13 protein-coding genes and 1 pseudogene are annotated in these 15,083 nt (G+C 54.2%); 5 read left to right on the forward strand and 9 right to left on the reverse strand.

Translation table 11 applies throughout. The features are described from left to right. Nucleotides 1-124 precede the first annotated feature (124 nt). From LDO05_RS16845 to LDO05_RS16880, 8 genes and pseudogenes are all read right to left on the reverse strand, one after another. Nucleotides 125-1,630 (reverse strand): annotated as a pseudogene (locus tag LDO05_RS16845) (phytoene desaturase family protein). Further along, entirely contained in the window at nt 1,606-2,760 is a 1,155-nt protein-coding gene (locus LDO05_RS16850; RefSeq protein ID WP_251376460.1) for a glycosyltransferase family 2 protein, read from the reverse strand. Before LDO05_RS16850 ends, LDO05_RS16845 begins: the two are co-directional and overlap by 25 nt. Further along, on the reverse strand, nt 2,761-3,501 hold the full coding sequence (locus LDO05_RS16855) for a lysophospholipid acyltransferase family protein (protein ID WP_251376461.1): 741 nt from the start codon (nt 3,499-3,501) through the stop codon (nt 2,761-2,763). Beyond that, nucleotides 3,488-4,249: a carotenoid biosynthesis protein gene (locus tag LDO05_RS16860; protein ID WP_251376463.1), complete on the reverse strand. Its 762-nt coding sequence runs from the start codon at nt 4,247-4,249 to the stop codon at nt 3,488-3,490. Before LDO05_RS16860 ends, LDO05_RS16855 begins: the two co-directional genes overlap by 14 nt. Continuing rightward, a complete protein-coding gene (locus LDO05_RS16865; protein ID WP_251376464.1) occupies nt 4,240-5,163 on the reverse strand; it encodes a phytoene/squalene synthase family protein in 924 nt (307 codons plus the stop codon). Before LDO05_RS16865 ends, LDO05_RS16860 begins: the two co-directional genes overlap by 10 nt. Next, complete coding sequence (locus LDO05_RS16870) at nt 5,148-6,641, reverse strand: phytoene desaturase family protein (RefSeq protein WP_251376465.1); 1,494 nt, start codon at nt 6,639-6,641, stop codon at nt 5,148-5,150. Before LDO05_RS16870 ends, LDO05_RS16865 begins: the two co-directional genes overlap by 16 nt. Then, nucleotides 6,638-8,188: a phytoene desaturase family protein gene (locus tag LDO05_RS16875; RefSeq protein ID WP_251376466.1), complete on the reverse strand. Its 1,551-nt coding sequence runs from the start codon at nt 8,186-8,188 to the stop codon at nt 6,638-6,640. The genes LDO05_RS16870 and LDO05_RS16875 overlap by 4 nt, the downstream gene beginning before the upstream one ends. A gap of 157 nt (nt 8,189-8,345) precedes the next feature. Further along, on the reverse strand, nt 8,346-9,263 hold the full coding sequence (locus LDO05_RS16880; protein WP_251376467.1) for a MerR family transcriptional regulator: 918 nt from the start codon (nt 9,261-9,263) through the stop codon (nt 8,346-8,348). 216 nt (nt 9,264-9,479) lie between these two features. On the opposite strand from LDO05_RS16880, the gene LDO05_RS16885 reads away from it, so the two are divergent. Continuing rightward, nucleotides 9,480-10,994, forward strand: coding sequence for a phospholipase D family protein (locus tag LDO05_RS16885; RefSeq protein WP_251376469.1), 1,515 nt, complete (start codon nt 9,480-9,482; stop codon nt 10,992-10,994). A 78-nt stretch (nt 10,995-11,072) separates the two neighbouring features. Here LDO05_RS16885 and cls read toward each other — a convergent pair whose 3' ends face one another. Further along, complete coding sequence (gene cls / locus LDO05_RS16890; protein WP_251376470.1) at nt 11,073-12,581, reverse strand: cardiolipin synthase; 1,509 nt, start codon at nt 12,579-12,581, stop codon at nt 11,073-11,075. Nucleotides 12,582-12,778: 197 nt separating this feature from the next. On the opposite strand from cls, the gene LDO05_RS16895 reads away from it, so the two are divergent. From LDO05_RS16895 to LDO05_RS16910, 4 genes are all read left to right on the forward strand, one after another. Then, on the forward strand, nt 12,779-13,375 hold the full coding sequence (locus LDO05_RS16895; RefSeq protein ID WP_251376471.1) for a TetR/AcrR family transcriptional regulator: 597 nt from the start codon (nt 12,779-12,781) through the stop codon (nt 13,373-13,375). Nucleotides 13,376-13,404: 29 nt separating this feature from the next. Further along, entirely contained in the window at nt 13,405-13,743 is a 339-nt protein-coding gene (locus tag LDO05_RS16900) for a DMT family transporter (protein WP_251376472.1), read from the forward strand. Next, nucleotides 13,743-14,057 (forward strand): DMT family transporter, encoded by a 315-nt coding sequence (locus LDO05_RS16905; protein ID WP_251376473.1) that lies wholly within the window; start codon nt 13,743-13,745, stop codon nt 14,055-14,057. Before LDO05_RS16900 ends, LDO05_RS16905 begins: the two co-directional genes overlap by 1 nt. Before the next feature lie 93 nt (nt 14,058-14,150). Beyond that, complete coding sequence (locus LDO05_RS16910) at nt 14,151-15,077, forward strand: TetR/AcrR family transcriptional regulator (RefSeq protein WP_251376474.1); 927 nt, start codon at nt 14,151-14,153, stop codon at nt 15,075-15,077. The last annotated feature ends 6 nt before the right edge of the window (nt 15,078-15,083 follow it).

The following is a 15,083-nucleotide window of genomic DNA, read 5'->3' on the forward strand; positions in this document are numbered from 1 at the left end:
CCTGCCGGCTGCTGTCGTTCATTGCTTTATTTCGCAGCATAACATTCCCATCTATTGCTGCTATTATAATCTACAAGCCGGGAACTAGCCTAACTTTTCATACAAAGTCCTGCCATCAAGGCGTTCACAAGGTCTCTTTGGCGATATAGTCCGCCACCAGCTGACCGGACAGAGTAACCATCGGGGTCCCTCCGCCCGGATGTGTTGTGCCGCCGGCGAACCAAAGCCCTTGAATATCCTTGCTGCGATTCGGAGGCCGGAAGAAGGCCTGGTTCATGCTGTTCGAAGAAATACCATAAATTGCTCCCCTGTGCGCACGTGTATCCTTAGCCAAATCAGCGGGGGTATAGGTCTTCAACACATCGCTTTGTCTTATTCCCTTCAGTCCCAGACGCTCAAGCTTGGACAGAATCAGCCAGGTATATGCCTCTTTCTCCCTCGTCCAGTCCCAAGCTGCTGATAAATAGGGGGCATTGGCCAATATGAACAGATTGCTGCTTCCCGCCGGTGCTCCGGATCCATCAGAATAAGAGGAATCGCAGACATAGATGGCCGGATCAAGGGGAGGACGCTCATATGTGAATATGTCCCTGAATTCCCGCTTGTAATCGGCTGGATAGAACACGGTATGATGGAGCAGCTCAGTGAACTTGACTGGAACTCCCGCCATAAGGGAGAAACCCGATAAGGAAGGCTCGTAAGCGGAGATCTTCCGATCAGACAGGGAGGGCCGATTCCTGTCCTCAATCAGCTCCGCGGACGCGCTTAGCAGATCTCCATTCATAACAACAACCGGAGCTTCATAGTTTCCCCGGTTCGTCTCGACTCCGGCGGCCCGCCCGCCGCTGACTCTCAGGCTTGTCACTTGAGTCCCTGTCTCAATCCGTACTCACGACTCCTCGGCCAGCCGCCGAAATCCCCGGATCAGCTCGTAGGTTCCGCCTCGTACCCCGTATATTCCCTGCTCCGCCTCCACATGGGCAAGCATCCCGAAGATGGACGGCGCCTCATACGGAGATGAACCTACATATGTTGCGTAACGGTCGTACATCGCCAGCGTATTCGGATGGTTGAAGTAACGAAGAAGCAGCTTCTGGAGGGTGAGGTGTGGCCGGATTCTCAGAAGCCCAAGGACCATGTCCGGAGCAAGCTTGTCCCTCCAGGTCAGGGGAAGCTTATTCAGAAACCTGTCTTCGGCATAACGGTACAGCTGCCCCGATTCCTGAAGAAAATCATTATAGCGAAGGGCGTCCCGCGGGCTGAATTTTTCGATCTGCTCCCGCATCCGCTCCCGGTCAGAGGTTAAGTCCACTACATTTCCATCCGCAAAAACATTCCGTGTACGCGGCTCGAGCGGATATAACTGTATGTAGTCATCCATATTTTTGCCCGCGTGAGTGAACACATTCCTAAATATATGCGGCATGGTAATCGTGCTCGGTCCGCGGTCAAAATGGTACTTCCCGGCGGTGATCCGCTGCAGCTTGCCGCCGACCTCCTGCTGGCGCTCGAGCACAGTCACTTCATAACCTTGACAAGCAAGCCGAATCGCACAGGACAATCCTCCAAATCCCGCGCCTACGATCAGGGCCTTTCCTCTCTTTGTCATGAATAGTGCCTTCCTTTCCATATGTAGCCTTTACCACCATTCCCCGATCTCCAGGAAGCCGCTGCAATCGCGATGAACACAGCAGCACTGGCTGGCATTAGAGCGCCTCCCCATATTGGCCTGCCGCTCCGGCCATCACTCACCGCCTTGATCACCATCCCAAGAGCCGTCGTAATAGCGGCAAGTCCGGCAGTCTCCCACCAGCCGAGAAAGAGTGCCAGAATCAGTACCACGGCGGGCAGTACATACCCCAGCATGTATCCTGTCAGAATGCTCCCAAGCAGGAATCCATTTCTCGAGACCCCTTCGTAAATGTTCTTTTTGTATCCATTCCACACCTGCTCCGCATTACGGTACATCCGCATATCCGCTACCTCATGAATGCCGCACAGCAGCACAGGATCTCCGGCTTCCTTGACTCGCCGGGCAAGCATCATATCGTCCAGAAGAGAGGAGGCGATGCCGGCGTGGCCGCCGGATGCCGCGTAGCTGTCGCGGTGAATGCACATGAACGCGCCATGGGCCGCTACGAAGCGGGGATCACCACTCTGTCTAACCATCCGTATAGGCAGATGGCAGGCAATAACCAGTGCCATCATCGGCACAGCCAGTTTCTCAAGCCATGTTCCGGTCTCCTGTCTGGGGAATCCGGTAATCAGCCCCCGACCCTGTACGTCTGCTTCAGCCATAACGGCCTGCAGCGCATTCGGCCGCAGCCGCACATCCGCGTCCAGGAACAGCCACCAGATTCCATTGGCTTCCTGAGCCAATTGGTGACAAGCGTAGGATTTGCCCATCCACCCTGGTGGACGCCGCGCCCCCCGGATCACACGAACCCGTGAATCCCGCTCGGCTGCAGCTTGAGCAAGCTTGTATGTGGCATCCGTTGATCGATCGTCTAACACGATCACCTCCAGCTCCAAGTCTCCGGCTTGGCAGCCGAGAACCGAAGTCAGACAAGCAGGCAGATTGTCCTCTTCATTACGCGCGGGAATCAGTACCGAGATCTTGGCTGCATTCTGAGGGAACCGAGCCCGTAGAGCCCCGTTGGACCGCCGCAGCGGCAGCCGCGGCAATTGTGACGTGTTCCAGCATACGAAGACCAGCTGAACACTTAATATCACGGTCAGAGACAACCATAGATAGTACATTTACAGCCCCACCCTTCTTCTGGCCTCATCATAGATCTCATTTGTAGACCGGCTTTTATTAAGCAGCAGCGCATATCCGATTGGCAGCTCTCCCCTGGCCTCAAGAATTTCCGCTTTATGCAGATTCAGCTCCGTCTCCAGACGAGTACAGAGCAGCTGGGCAGAGCCAGAAGAGCCAAGATGGCCCCACGGCTCCGCCACGGGGGTACCCACCCTCATGTAAGCATCCGGCTTCATGCCGAGGAATAATCCGTGATACAGCGTAACCGGGATCACGACCGTCTCAGGACAACGCTCCAGCAAGTAACCAACGCCGCGGCGGAACTCCAGCGGCCGGGACTCGAGAGGCAGCATTTCTCCTTGTGGAAAGATCCAGACCCTGCCTTCGCGGCTCAGCAGCTGCTCCGTATATTTCAAGGTGCTCCTCAGTGAGCCGGGACTCTGGCTGTTGATGGAGAAAGCCCCCAGCCTGCGGAAGAACCGATACTTTTGAAGCTGCTCCTCCTCCATCATCATGTAATGGTCCCCGGCCGACTGCCTGCGGATCGCATGGTAGACGAGAAGGCCATCCCACCAGGAAGTATGGTTCATTACATACATAATAGGACGTCCCGAATTCAAGGCTCCGCAGTCCAGCTGACCTTTTATAGCGATAGAACGGAAGTGTCTGCTCAATAAGTAGGATCTGTTGTACCGGTCGAACAGGTGCTGAAATGCAGCCGATTTATCAGCCTTTAACATGACGGCAGCTCCTCTCGGCAAGCAGGATTCCGGCGGCCGCAATTATCGGGCAGAGCCAAAGACCATAACGAAGCGCCACGAGTCCGAACAGCAGCAGAATCATCTGGTACAGAATCTTGCCTTTCCGCATCCAGACAGGCCCCAAAGGCTTATGCGGCAAAATTAAAGACAGCAGTGCTCCTATCAGGAACCAGCACAGGAAGTTGCTCCACGGCACTCCATAGAATCCCCCTGCAGAGGACCAGTACCAGTACCCGCTGTGCTGGGCTACGGGATCCAGGACGAGATCAAGCAGCACCGCCCACGCTCCCGTCCGGGCAGCTCGCATGATCCGGGAGCCTCTTCCGCGCACGGAATCGTTGTTCCCGCTGATCAGGAACGCGTTCACAACAACGGCGATCCAGGCGAACCCAAGCGTCACGGGGACTCCCATTACCAGCGGTCCCAAGACATCCGAGTAGCTGTAACTCCCGAACAGAAGGCCGCTGTTCACGCCGATCCACTCCACAGCCATGCCGCCCAGCCAGATTATGGTCGCCGCAAGCACGATATACCCGGTTCTTTGGCGCCAGGCAACAGGGTAATCAAGCCGATTTTCCGCCTGGTGGAGAAGGCTTAGAGCGTATGCGCCGTACAGAACCAGGAACAGCCCGTTCGAGAACTTCAAGCCTTCGGGCACCTTCATGAACACCAACAACACGGCTCCTACGCTGTACCAGAGCCAGAATACACGCGATACTACAGCCATCCAACCGTATCGGCCATCTGCTGCTGACCACTAAGCTTCTTCGGAACAAACTCATGATCAACCTCGGAGCCGCCGAAATGCCGCAGCTTGACCCTGCGATAGATTTGAAATTTCATCCTGTCTTCCACAAAGGCCCGCTTGCGAAATACGTCAAATCCATTGTCCTTGACCGCCGTAAGGATCGCCCCATACAGCACTGCGGATAATTCTACCGCGAACGCGCTCTCTGGCGGATATGCGTCCAGACGCTTCATTCCAGCTTGCAGCCAGCCTGCCGCAAGCTGTTCGAGATCTTGAACAAGGGCGATCCATTTCCCGTTAACCTCGCCGCGAAGCAGCTCTTCCTCGGTGTAGCCATGGCGAACCATAAGCTCAAGCGGTATATATCTGCGGCCGCGTGCCAGGTCTTCACCAACATCTCTGATAATATTGACAATCTGCATCGCCTTGCCTAGCGCAATTCCTGATTCCTGTACCGCTTCATTGCTCTCATCATCAACCTCCCGCAGGACAGGCAGCAGCATCTCGCCGACGGTTCCGGCAACCAGATAGCAATACCGTTCCAGCTGATTCATTGTAATGTAATGGGTAAAGGTCAAATCGCTGTGCTGCCCTTCCATCTGGCGCAAGAACGGCTCTTTCGTAAGTCTTGGAAAAGAAGCGAACAACCCGCGCAGAGCCGGCCATATAAAATGACCATCGGCCTTCTCCAGCTCCATGAGGTGATCTCCCAATTGATCAAGGGTATAGAGCGAGTGTTCAGGTTCATCCACACTGTCATCAATCATTCGGCAGAATGCGTAGATGGTGAACACCGCCTCGCGGCGCGGGCTCGGCAGACCTCTGAATGCTTCATAGAACGAGGAGGACCTCTCTCTCATCAAATCTTCGCACTGCTTCATTTGGATATCCACTCGATTCCCATCTCCTTTAACATTTGCTCGGACGCCATTCCGGCTCCCTGCATGACGATCGGAACTCCGCCGCCTGGATGAATTGAAGCGCCCGCCGCGTACAATCCGCGAATGTTGTAAGGCCGCGGCTGGGGACGATACACTCCGGATTGACGAAGCACGGGGGCGATACCGAAGCTTCCTCCCCCATACAGTCCGTCCGCCGCGGCATCCTCCGGCGTCCGAATTCTTCGCCAGGCTATCGCCCCTCTCAGGCCGGGGAATCCCCGCCGTTCAGCATCCTCCAGCACCCGTTCGACCAGGGGTTCCGCAGCATCCGCCCAGCTCAGTCCGTGAAGACCTGGCGGTACCGGAATAAGCATATAGAGAACGCTCTCCCCGGGCGGGGCCGCCTCTTCATCAAGAGCAGCCGGATTAAAGACATAATAAGAAGGCTGGCCTGGAATACGGCCATGCTCAAAGACCTCATGCATATGATCCATGAAGGACTCCGGCAGGAAGAATTGATGCGTCCGCCGCTCCGACCATCTGCGCCTGACACCCAGATAGACCAGCACACAACCTGAGGAGGGCTTGAACGTTCTCTTGCGTGAGGCCGGCTTCCCTTCCATTCCTTCCACAAGCAGCTCTTCCATTCCCGTGAATTCTCCGTTATAGAGGACAGCGTCATAGGCCTGCCGCTCTCCTTCCGCCACAACGCCACGGCAGACGCCATTCTCCACAACCAGCTGGTCAATCCGCCGGCCAGTCTCTATGGTTCCTCCGCGCCTGCGAAGCTCCTCCTCAAGAACGAGAGGCAATGACGCGTAACCTCCCTTCAGCATCCAGACCCCGAAAGCATGCTCCGCGTAAGGGAGCATCGTATAGATTCCAGGGGTCTGATGCGGCGCTCCCCCGATATACAGGCTTTGCAGGGAGAAGGCGTCGCGGACCTCGCTTGTGCTGAAGTAGCCGGCCGCGGCTGTCCGCAGGCTCTGGTAAGCCCGGAGTCTCCACATTAGGCGCAGATTATCCGGGGTGAAGAAGTCGCGCCGGCGGGGAAAGGAACGTTCCAGAAACGACTCCTGTCCCGCGGGATACAGCTTCTCCATTCGCTCCATGAAACGGATGAAGCCGCCCTCCTCTCCAGGAAAGACCTTGGCCAGCTCTTCAGCCATAGCGTCCCGCTCCCGGTATTTCGTAAGCTTTCTACCGTTCGCGTAATGAATGTCATACATGGGCTCACAGGGAAGAAGCGTGATCCGGCTCCGGGAGACACCCGCCTCTTCCAGCAGCGACAACAGCATTTCCGGCAGCAGAACAATAGTGGGACCCTGATCAATTCTGTAGGCTCCTTCCTGCTCAAAGGCAAGCCGGCCTCCCACCTTGTTCTTCTGCTCGTACAGCGTGACATCCACACCATGTCTGTTCAGCATAAGAGCCGCGGTTAGTCCCCCGATTCCACCCCCTACTATCGCCACGCGCTTCATCGGCTTCATACAACGCCGCCTTTCCCGGCCATCGGAGGGGAGCCCGATCCAGCCGTCTTGCGGAGCTCATCCTGCTGCATCAGCATGGAGACGCTGATCTTCGCGGATTCAAATATCGTCGGCAGCCCGCTGCCGGGATGCGTGCCTCCGCCAACCAGCCATACCCCTTCAACTTCCTCGAACCGGTTATGCGGCCGCCGAAGCATCATCTGATTCAGCGAATGGGACAGATTGAATGTCGCCCCCTGATACACATGGAGCTGACTCTCCCAGTCCTGCGGTGTGAAGATCAGCTCCTCCTCAATTCTATTCCGGATTCCCACAAGCGCTGGAATCCTCTCCAGCCGGTCAAGGATGGCTTCGCGGTAAGCGGGAGCCTCACGGGACCAGTCTGTTCCAGACTTCAGGTTCGGTACCGGAACCAGCACGTACAGCGAGGATTTGCCGGGTGGAGCGAGTGTGGGATCAACGACGGATGGATTATGAATATATAGGGAAAAGTCCTTGGAGATCTGCATGCGGCGAGTGATATCGTCCACGTTACGCCGATAGTCTTCAGCGAAATATACGGAGTGGTGCGGCAGATCGATTGCTCCGTTGATGCCGAGGTACATCATGCAGGTGGACAGTGAATACTTTTTGCGTGACAGCTTATCTGGTGTATACTTCTTCAGTTCTCCCGGAGGGAACAAGCTGTTCATGGCAGCGGCAAAGTCGGCATTCAGCACAACATGGTCTGCCTCAATTCTCTCTCCATTGTCGAGAACAACACCCTCTGCCTGCCCGTTCCGGGTAATCACCCGCTTCACTCCGGTAGACAGCCGGATTCTCCCGCCATCTTCGCGGATAATCCGGGCCATGGCTTCGAACACCTGGTGGATGCCGCCGACAGGATGAAAAAGGCCGTAGCGGTGTTCGAGGAACGACAGGATCGTAAAGGTTCCGGGACAATTCCAAGGAGACATGCCCAAATACTTCGCCTGAAAGGTGAATGCCAGCTTCAACCGTTCATCCTCGAAATACCGGGACAGCCGCTCATATACCGTCTCCGTCAGATGCAGCTTGGGCAATGCCTTGAACACATCGGGCTTGAAATAGTCACGCAGCGAAGTGAATGGCCTCTGAAGAAGCGGCATCACCCTGCCAAACTTGATCTCTTCATCCTTCATGAATCGCCGGTAGCCGGCCTCTTCTCCCGGGAACAACCGCGCAATGGAAGCCGCGGTCGCTTCAGGATCGGCTGACGGCGCGAATACGGTATCTCCAAAATGCAGTGAATACAGCGGACTTAGCTTCTTCATGACAATATAGTCATCCAAGGAACGGCCTGCAGCGGTAAATAATTCTTCTAGCAGCTGCGGCATCATCAGAAAGGTTGCTCCCCGGTCAAAGCGATACTCCCCCAATGTGATCCCGGATGATCTGCCTCCAACTCGATCATTCTTCTCCAGCACTTCAACCTCGTAGCCTTGATGCGCCAGCAGCATCGCGGCAGCGAGACCTCCCGGTCCGGCTCCGATTACAACGACTCGCCTCCCGTTAGGGCGTTGGGCCATATACAGGCCACCTCTTTCCTGTCCAATCTTTATACCAACGTTATACAAATATCATACAAATATTATACTCCGTTGTAAATGACGAACTTTCCAGGCTGCCCTCGAAAGATCCAAACACGCAAAAAAAGCCTCCTTGTTCCCAGAGGGACGGAGACTTCTAGTGTTTGGATGACTTGCGGACCAGCGATTCCAGCCAATCCTTCCATTCCTCGGCCGGCAGCTTGAGGACCGATTCAGGATATTTACAATTAGGAGAACGCTCATAAGCCTTGCCTCCGAGCGCCACCGTAATATGCGGACAGGCTGACTTCAGGCGGCTTACCAGCTCGTCTGTCTCTTCGATCAGAGAAGGATCTGTCAGGGATAGACAGACCAGAGAGATGTCCTGAGCATGGATAATTCTGACCAGATCCTCCTCAGGAGTGTTCGCCCCCAGATAGAGAACCTCCACCCCGTGCTTGCGCAGGAATAAGGAGAACAGCAGAAGGCCGACCTGATGGTGCTCGCCTGGCGGGCAGAAGGATAGCGCCTTGGGCATGAGATGATTGACCGGGAACAAATGAAAGAATTGAAAGAAACGCTGTGAGATGAGCTGGGTCATATAGTGTTCCTGCGCCACACTCGCCCGCCCCTGCTCCCAGGCTGCACCCACTCGAATCAGAACAGGCACCAGCACGTGATAGAACATGGCGTCATAACCGTAGAGCGAGAAGCCGAAATCAATCAGCCCGTTCGCCCTCTCCCCTTGAAAGGAGAGGAGCGCCTCATAGATTTGCTCCTCCATCTTGGCATAAGCGGTCTGATCGCCTGCCTTGGGAAGTTCCGACAGAAGCGCCGAGGCTTGATCCTCCTCTTTCTTTCGGCTCTTGAGCATTTTCACGGCCTGGGAGATCGTCGCCCCCCGCTCTTCAACCTGGGCTTTAAGCCATTTGAGATCTTCTACATTCTCCTCGGTGTATAAGCGGTATCCAGCATCCGTACGCTCGGGTACCACGGCCTCGTAGCGGTTCTCCCACGCGCGGATTGTCACCGTTGGGATATTCAGCATCGCTGAGACTTGTTTGATCGAATACAACCCTTTCACTCCACTCTGGTTCTATTTCCGTCACTGCGTCTATCTTCATATTCCAGCATACCAAACATTGTACAAAAAAAGTACACTCATTATACACCAGGAGAGCGCCAGAACAACATACCATCTTCCGGTTAGTTCACTTCGGGTTGTTGAAATTGCTTCAACACGGCTGCAAATACGTTAAATAGAACATAAACAAGCAGTAGGAGGGTAACTATGGCGCCTTTATCCAATCCGCGTATCTCTTCGCAAAGCTCCCGGAAGCGTTCCCTGCTCAGCCGGCTCCTTATTTCTCTCGCTGTGCTCACAGTATGGCTGGCCGCCGTCATGATCTATCAGACTCATAAGCCTCTTCCCGCGGGAACTTCGTATGAGAGCCCCCTGTACAGCGTGGATGAAGTGAATTTTCTGTATGATCTGACCTATCCGGATGGAAAAGGGGGCGTGCACCAGGAACGGCAAATTGTAGACCGGGTGCTTCAAATGATAGAGGAAGCCCGGGAATATGTCGTGCTCGATCTGTTCCTGTTCAACGATTATGTACATGAAGGTCAGCGTTATCCCGATGTCAGCGGTGAAGTGACCCGAAGGCTGATCGCTCAGAAAAAGAAGCATCCCCGCCTTCAAATTACGTTCGTCACCGATGAGATCAACACCAATTACGGCTCGGCTCCGAATCCCCTGCTCGAGCAGCTCAAGCAGGCGGGTGCCCAGATTGTTATTACCGACGTCAATCCGCTAAGGGATTCGACTCCCGCTTATTCAGCGATATGGCGGACCTTCATCCAATGGTTCGGCCATTCGGGGACCGGCTGGATCCCGAATCTCATGGCTTCAAGCGGACCTGACATTACCGCGCGCTCCTATCTGAAGCTGCTTAATGTGAAGGCTAATCACCGAAAGGTGGTTGCGACCGAGAATAGTGCCTTAATCTCCTCGGGAAATATACATAATGCCAGTGCGCTGCACTCCAATATCGCATTTGAGGTGCGCGGGAATATAACCGCGGATATCCTGTCCAGTGAACAGGCTGTGGCGGACTTCTCCGGCGGCGGAGCTCTGCCAAGGTGGCAGGGCGCTTCTTCCAATCAAGGGTCCAAGGGTCCGGGCGGTATATCCCAGACCGCTTCCGCTCCCCTTCAGATCCGATATCTCACTGAAGGCAAGATCTATAAATATCTGCTTGAGTCGATCCGGAGTACCACCAAGGGAGATACCTTATGGATGGGTATGTTCTATCTGGCCGATAGCCAGGTTCTGAACGAGCTTGTAGAGGCTGGGCAGCGCGGTGTCCAGATTCGTCTCATCCTCGATCCGAATCAGAACGCGTTCGGTCAGGAGAAGATCGGACTTCTCAATCGTCCAGTGGCCCAAGAGCTTCTGGAACGCTCAGGTCAGGAGATGCAGATACGCTGGTACAATACTACGAAGGAGCAATACCACACAAAGCTTCTCTATATTGCCAAGGCGAAAGGCCCCAGCATGGTGATGGGCGGCTCGGCCAACTTCACAGCCCGCAATCTGGACGACCTCAACCTCGAGAATGATCTGTGGATATCCGTGCCTAAGGGGAACAAGCTGACCCGGGATCTGGACCATTACTTCAATAGGATCTGGTATAACGAGGGAGCTGAATACAGCCTGGATTACAGTGCCTATCATGAAGAATCCGTCTGGTTCAAGGACATCATGTACCGGCTTCAGAAGGGGCTGGGCTTCACAACAAATTAATAAAAAGCGGCTGACTCAAGGATTCGTCATCCTGAGTCAGCCGCTTTTTGGCTTGCGCCGGGCTTAGATACCACCTGCCTAGAGCAGCGGCGACATGAGCCGGGCTGCCGATTCCATAAGCCGTACTACAACGCGCTTCTGCATGAAGGCTTTTCTCTCAATCAGCTTGGTGGAGTTCAGATCACGCTCGAAATCTTCAACAATCTTGCGAACACTGTCACTCTGAACCAGAAGCGCGCTGACCTCGAAGTTCAAATGGAAGCTTCGCATATCCATATTGGCCGTGCCGACCGTTGCCACTTCCCCGTCAGCAATAAGCAGCTTGGCGTGCAGGAAGCCCTTCTCATACTCGTAGATCTTCACGCCTGCTTCAAGCAGGGAGGGGAAGTAAGAGTGTGAGGCCAGGTAAGGCAGCCATTTGTCAGGCTTCGCCGGGAACAGAATGCGCACATCAAGACCCGAAATTGCCGCTACGCGCAGTGCCGTCAGCAGATCCTCATCCGGTATGAAGTAAGGTGTTGCGAGCCATACCGACTCTTTGGCCGAGGTAATGATAGAGAAGAAGATATCCTTGAGCGAGCGGGTCGGATTATCCGGACCACTCGGCACAATTTGGACCGCGCCGCTGCAGCCCAGCTCCATTTCAGGAGACAAGTACTCCAGGCCAAGAATTTTCTCGCCGGTTACATACTTCCAGTCCTGGAGGAAAATAATCTGCAGAGACCTCACCGCTTCCCCCTTCACCAGCATATGGGTATCCCGCCAGAAGCCATAGGTTTTGCTGCGGCTTAGGTACTCATCCCCGACATTCAGGCCACCCATGAAGGCGGTGTTGCCGTCAATGACAACGATTTTACGGTGGTTACGGTAGTTCACCCGGCTCGACAAGGCCAGGAACCGGACCTGTCCGTAAATCCCGATCTGGATCCCCGCTTCCCTCATCTCATTGAGGAAGGCCTTAGACAGGCCAATGCTGCCCACCGCATCGAACATAAAGCGGACCTCAACACCTTCCCGCGCCTTCTCGATAAGCGTACGCTGAATTTCACGCCCGATCTCATCCGCACGGTAGATGTAATATTCCATGTGAATATGGTGCTTCGCCATCTTCAGTTCCTTCAGCAGCGAGGAGAACGTCTCCTCCCCGTTGGTGAGCACTCGTGTCCGGGTCGCCATGGAGAACGGGGTGCGCGCGATCTTATGAGACATCTTGAGCAGCTTCTGCTGTCCCGGCGTGAACGTGGACAGATCAAAGCCCGCATGCAGATTGGTGTTATCAATCATCTCGTAAGCCTTCTGGTCGTTCAGCGCCTTCTTGTCGAACTTCCTCCGTTTGAAATAGTTCTGGCCGAGCAGGAAATACAGGATCAGGCCAACCACCGGCAGAAGCACCAGCAGCAGGATCCAGGCCAGGGTACTGGAAGGATTCCGGTTCTCCATGAAGATGGCCAGCCCCACCGTAATTACAGTCAGCGTCTGAAATATGCTGACCAGCGTGCCGCCGAAGCTCCCCAGGAATCCGAAGCCCAGAATATAAAAGGCAAATAATATTGCCGCAATAAGTATAATTTGCAAGCCGCGTCTCATGCATGATCTCCTTTTCCACGATGTAACACTTATTCTGACATAATACCATTTTACATGAAGCTGACTATTCCTCCTAACCATATTCCTCCAAAATCTGTATTAGGCTGCAAGAACTTGCAATCCCGCCTACCTTGACAAGGTTATGGTTATGTGAAAAAATCACCCTAACGACCGTTAGGAAGGTGGGCTATAACTCTATGACAACAGGCAGACAACGGATTCAGGAAGCCGCCTTGGCCCAGTTCGCAAGAGACGGATACGAAGGGGCTTCTCTACAGCAGATTGCGGCTGCGGCCGGGATCAAGAAGCCATCCATTTACGCCCATTTCAAAGGCAAGGAAGATTTGTATATGAGCGTACTGGGCAGGGTGTTCAGGAAGGAGAAGCATAGAATTGTGCAGTTTTTTCTAAGTCGTCAACGTGATCCTCTTGAGGAAAGGCTGCAGGGTCTGTTCGTTATGCTTCAGGAAGAATATGAGCGAAATGAGGATATGAAGTTCCTGCTTCGCATGCTGTTTTTCCCGCCTCATGCCATTCGTGACGAGGTTATCGGCATCATCTACCCGTTCCTTGATTCCCTTGAGAGAAAGTTGATTAAGCTAATGGAGGCAGAGTCCCGAAGAGGCACATTCCAGCCCGCGGATATTCATCAGGCCGCCATTGCCTATATGACCTTAGCAGACGGGATTATGGTTGAACTGCTGTACTCACAGCCCGAAAGATCCAGGACACGCCTGGAGGCCGCCTGGCCCATCTATTGGGAGGGAATTACCGGGCAGAGCGACAGGCAATAATACTGGATCACAATTAGGAGGAGACAAACATGAACAGACACTGGCTGTACGTCCTTATAGGCGGATTAATAGAAGTAATATGGGTAAGCGGACTTAAGCACTCGGCTGCCTGGTGGCATTGGCTAATTACCGCCGCAGCTATCGCGATCAGCTTCTGGCTCATTATTGAAGCATCGAGAAGACTTCCGGTGGGAACCGTCTATGCCGTCTTCACAGGCATAGGAACTGCGGGAACGGTTATTGCGGAGATGGCTGTCTTCGGCGAGCCCTTCAGATGGTCGAAGACGCTGCTGATCGCGCTGCTCCTGGTTGGTGTAATCGGCCTGAAGCTGATGGCGGAAGGCACGAATGAGGAGGCGACTTCATAATGGCCTGGATAGCTCTTATTATTGCCGGATGCTGCGAAGTTCTAGGGGTCATCGGCATCAAGCAGGTTACCCTGCGGGGGAATCTGGCCGCGTACGGTCTGCTGGGAATCGGATTTCTGTGCAGCTTCTCGCTGCTTACTTTTGCCATGACTACACTGCCTATGGGAACTGCCTACGCGGTATGGACGGGGATAGGCACCGTAGGAAGCGCCTTGGTGGGCATGTTCTTGTATAAGGAGCCCAAGGAATGGCGGAGACTGGTCTTCATCGCCATTATTCTGGTGGCATCTGTAGGTCTGAAGCTGATTCATTAGAACAAATTTGAATCTCCGAATCGGAGTGTAATATAATGTCATTGACTAGTTGGTCATTAGTGAAACCCGCTGGTCAGAAAGGAGTAGAAGCTGTTGTCTGAGAAGTCCACAGATAAAAGAAAGCATATCATCCGAACAGCCATGGAACTGTTCTCGGCCAAGGGGCCATCGGCGACCTCCATGCAGGAAATCGCCGAGCACTGCGGGATGTCCAAGGGAAGCCTGTACCTGCACTTTAAATCCAAGGTGGAGCTGGAGACCAGCATTTACAACCACTGTTATCAAATGCTGCAGGAGCACTTGATTGAAGCCGATCAATTGCCGGGGCTGTCCCCGAAGGAAATTCTGCAAAAGCAGATCGAGGTTCTGCTTAGTCTGGTTCTGGAGCTGCGGGAATTTCTGCTGATGCAGCTTAGGGACTGGGTAACTAACGGCAAGAAGAGCATGGAGCCCCAGTGTGTCAAGGATAACAATCTGATGCTGCTGAGCTGGGCACAGACGCGGCTCGTGCGGGCCTATGGCCCTGAGATCGCCCCTTATGCTGCGGATCTTACTTTGTTCCTGCACGGCTCGTTCGGTTCCTATATACGTCTGCTGTTTGATTCAAGGATCAACATTAGCATTCAGATGATGTCGGAGCACCTGATGTTCGCGCTGGATCAGTTAAGCGACGGATTCCTGCATAAGCGTCCGCTGCCTCTATTCTCGGCGGAGATCCTGGAACAATGGGCCAATGAAGGGCTTGAGGGCCTGGCTCCGAACAGACACCCGCTTCAGGTGATCAAATCCATGAAGATTAGAGCGAGGGATCTCAGCCTGCCTGCTGACCGGAAAGAAGAGGTTATGGACTCTCTGCAGATTCTCGAACAGGAGATTGTTGAGCTCCAGCCAAGGCGCGTCATCCTGCAGGGGATGCTCAGGAATCTGGAGAATATTCCCGAGCTTGATGAGGAGTTCAAGGAATTGGAAGCCGCCATGCTTCATACGAATTCAAGACCAAACCCTGTCACACAAGGGTGATTAGAG

It is taken from the genome of Paenibacillus sp. YPG26 (genome assembly GCF_023704175.1).
Classification (GTDB): domain Bacteria; phylum Bacillota; class Bacilli; order Paenibacillales; family Paenibacillaceae; genus Fontibacillus.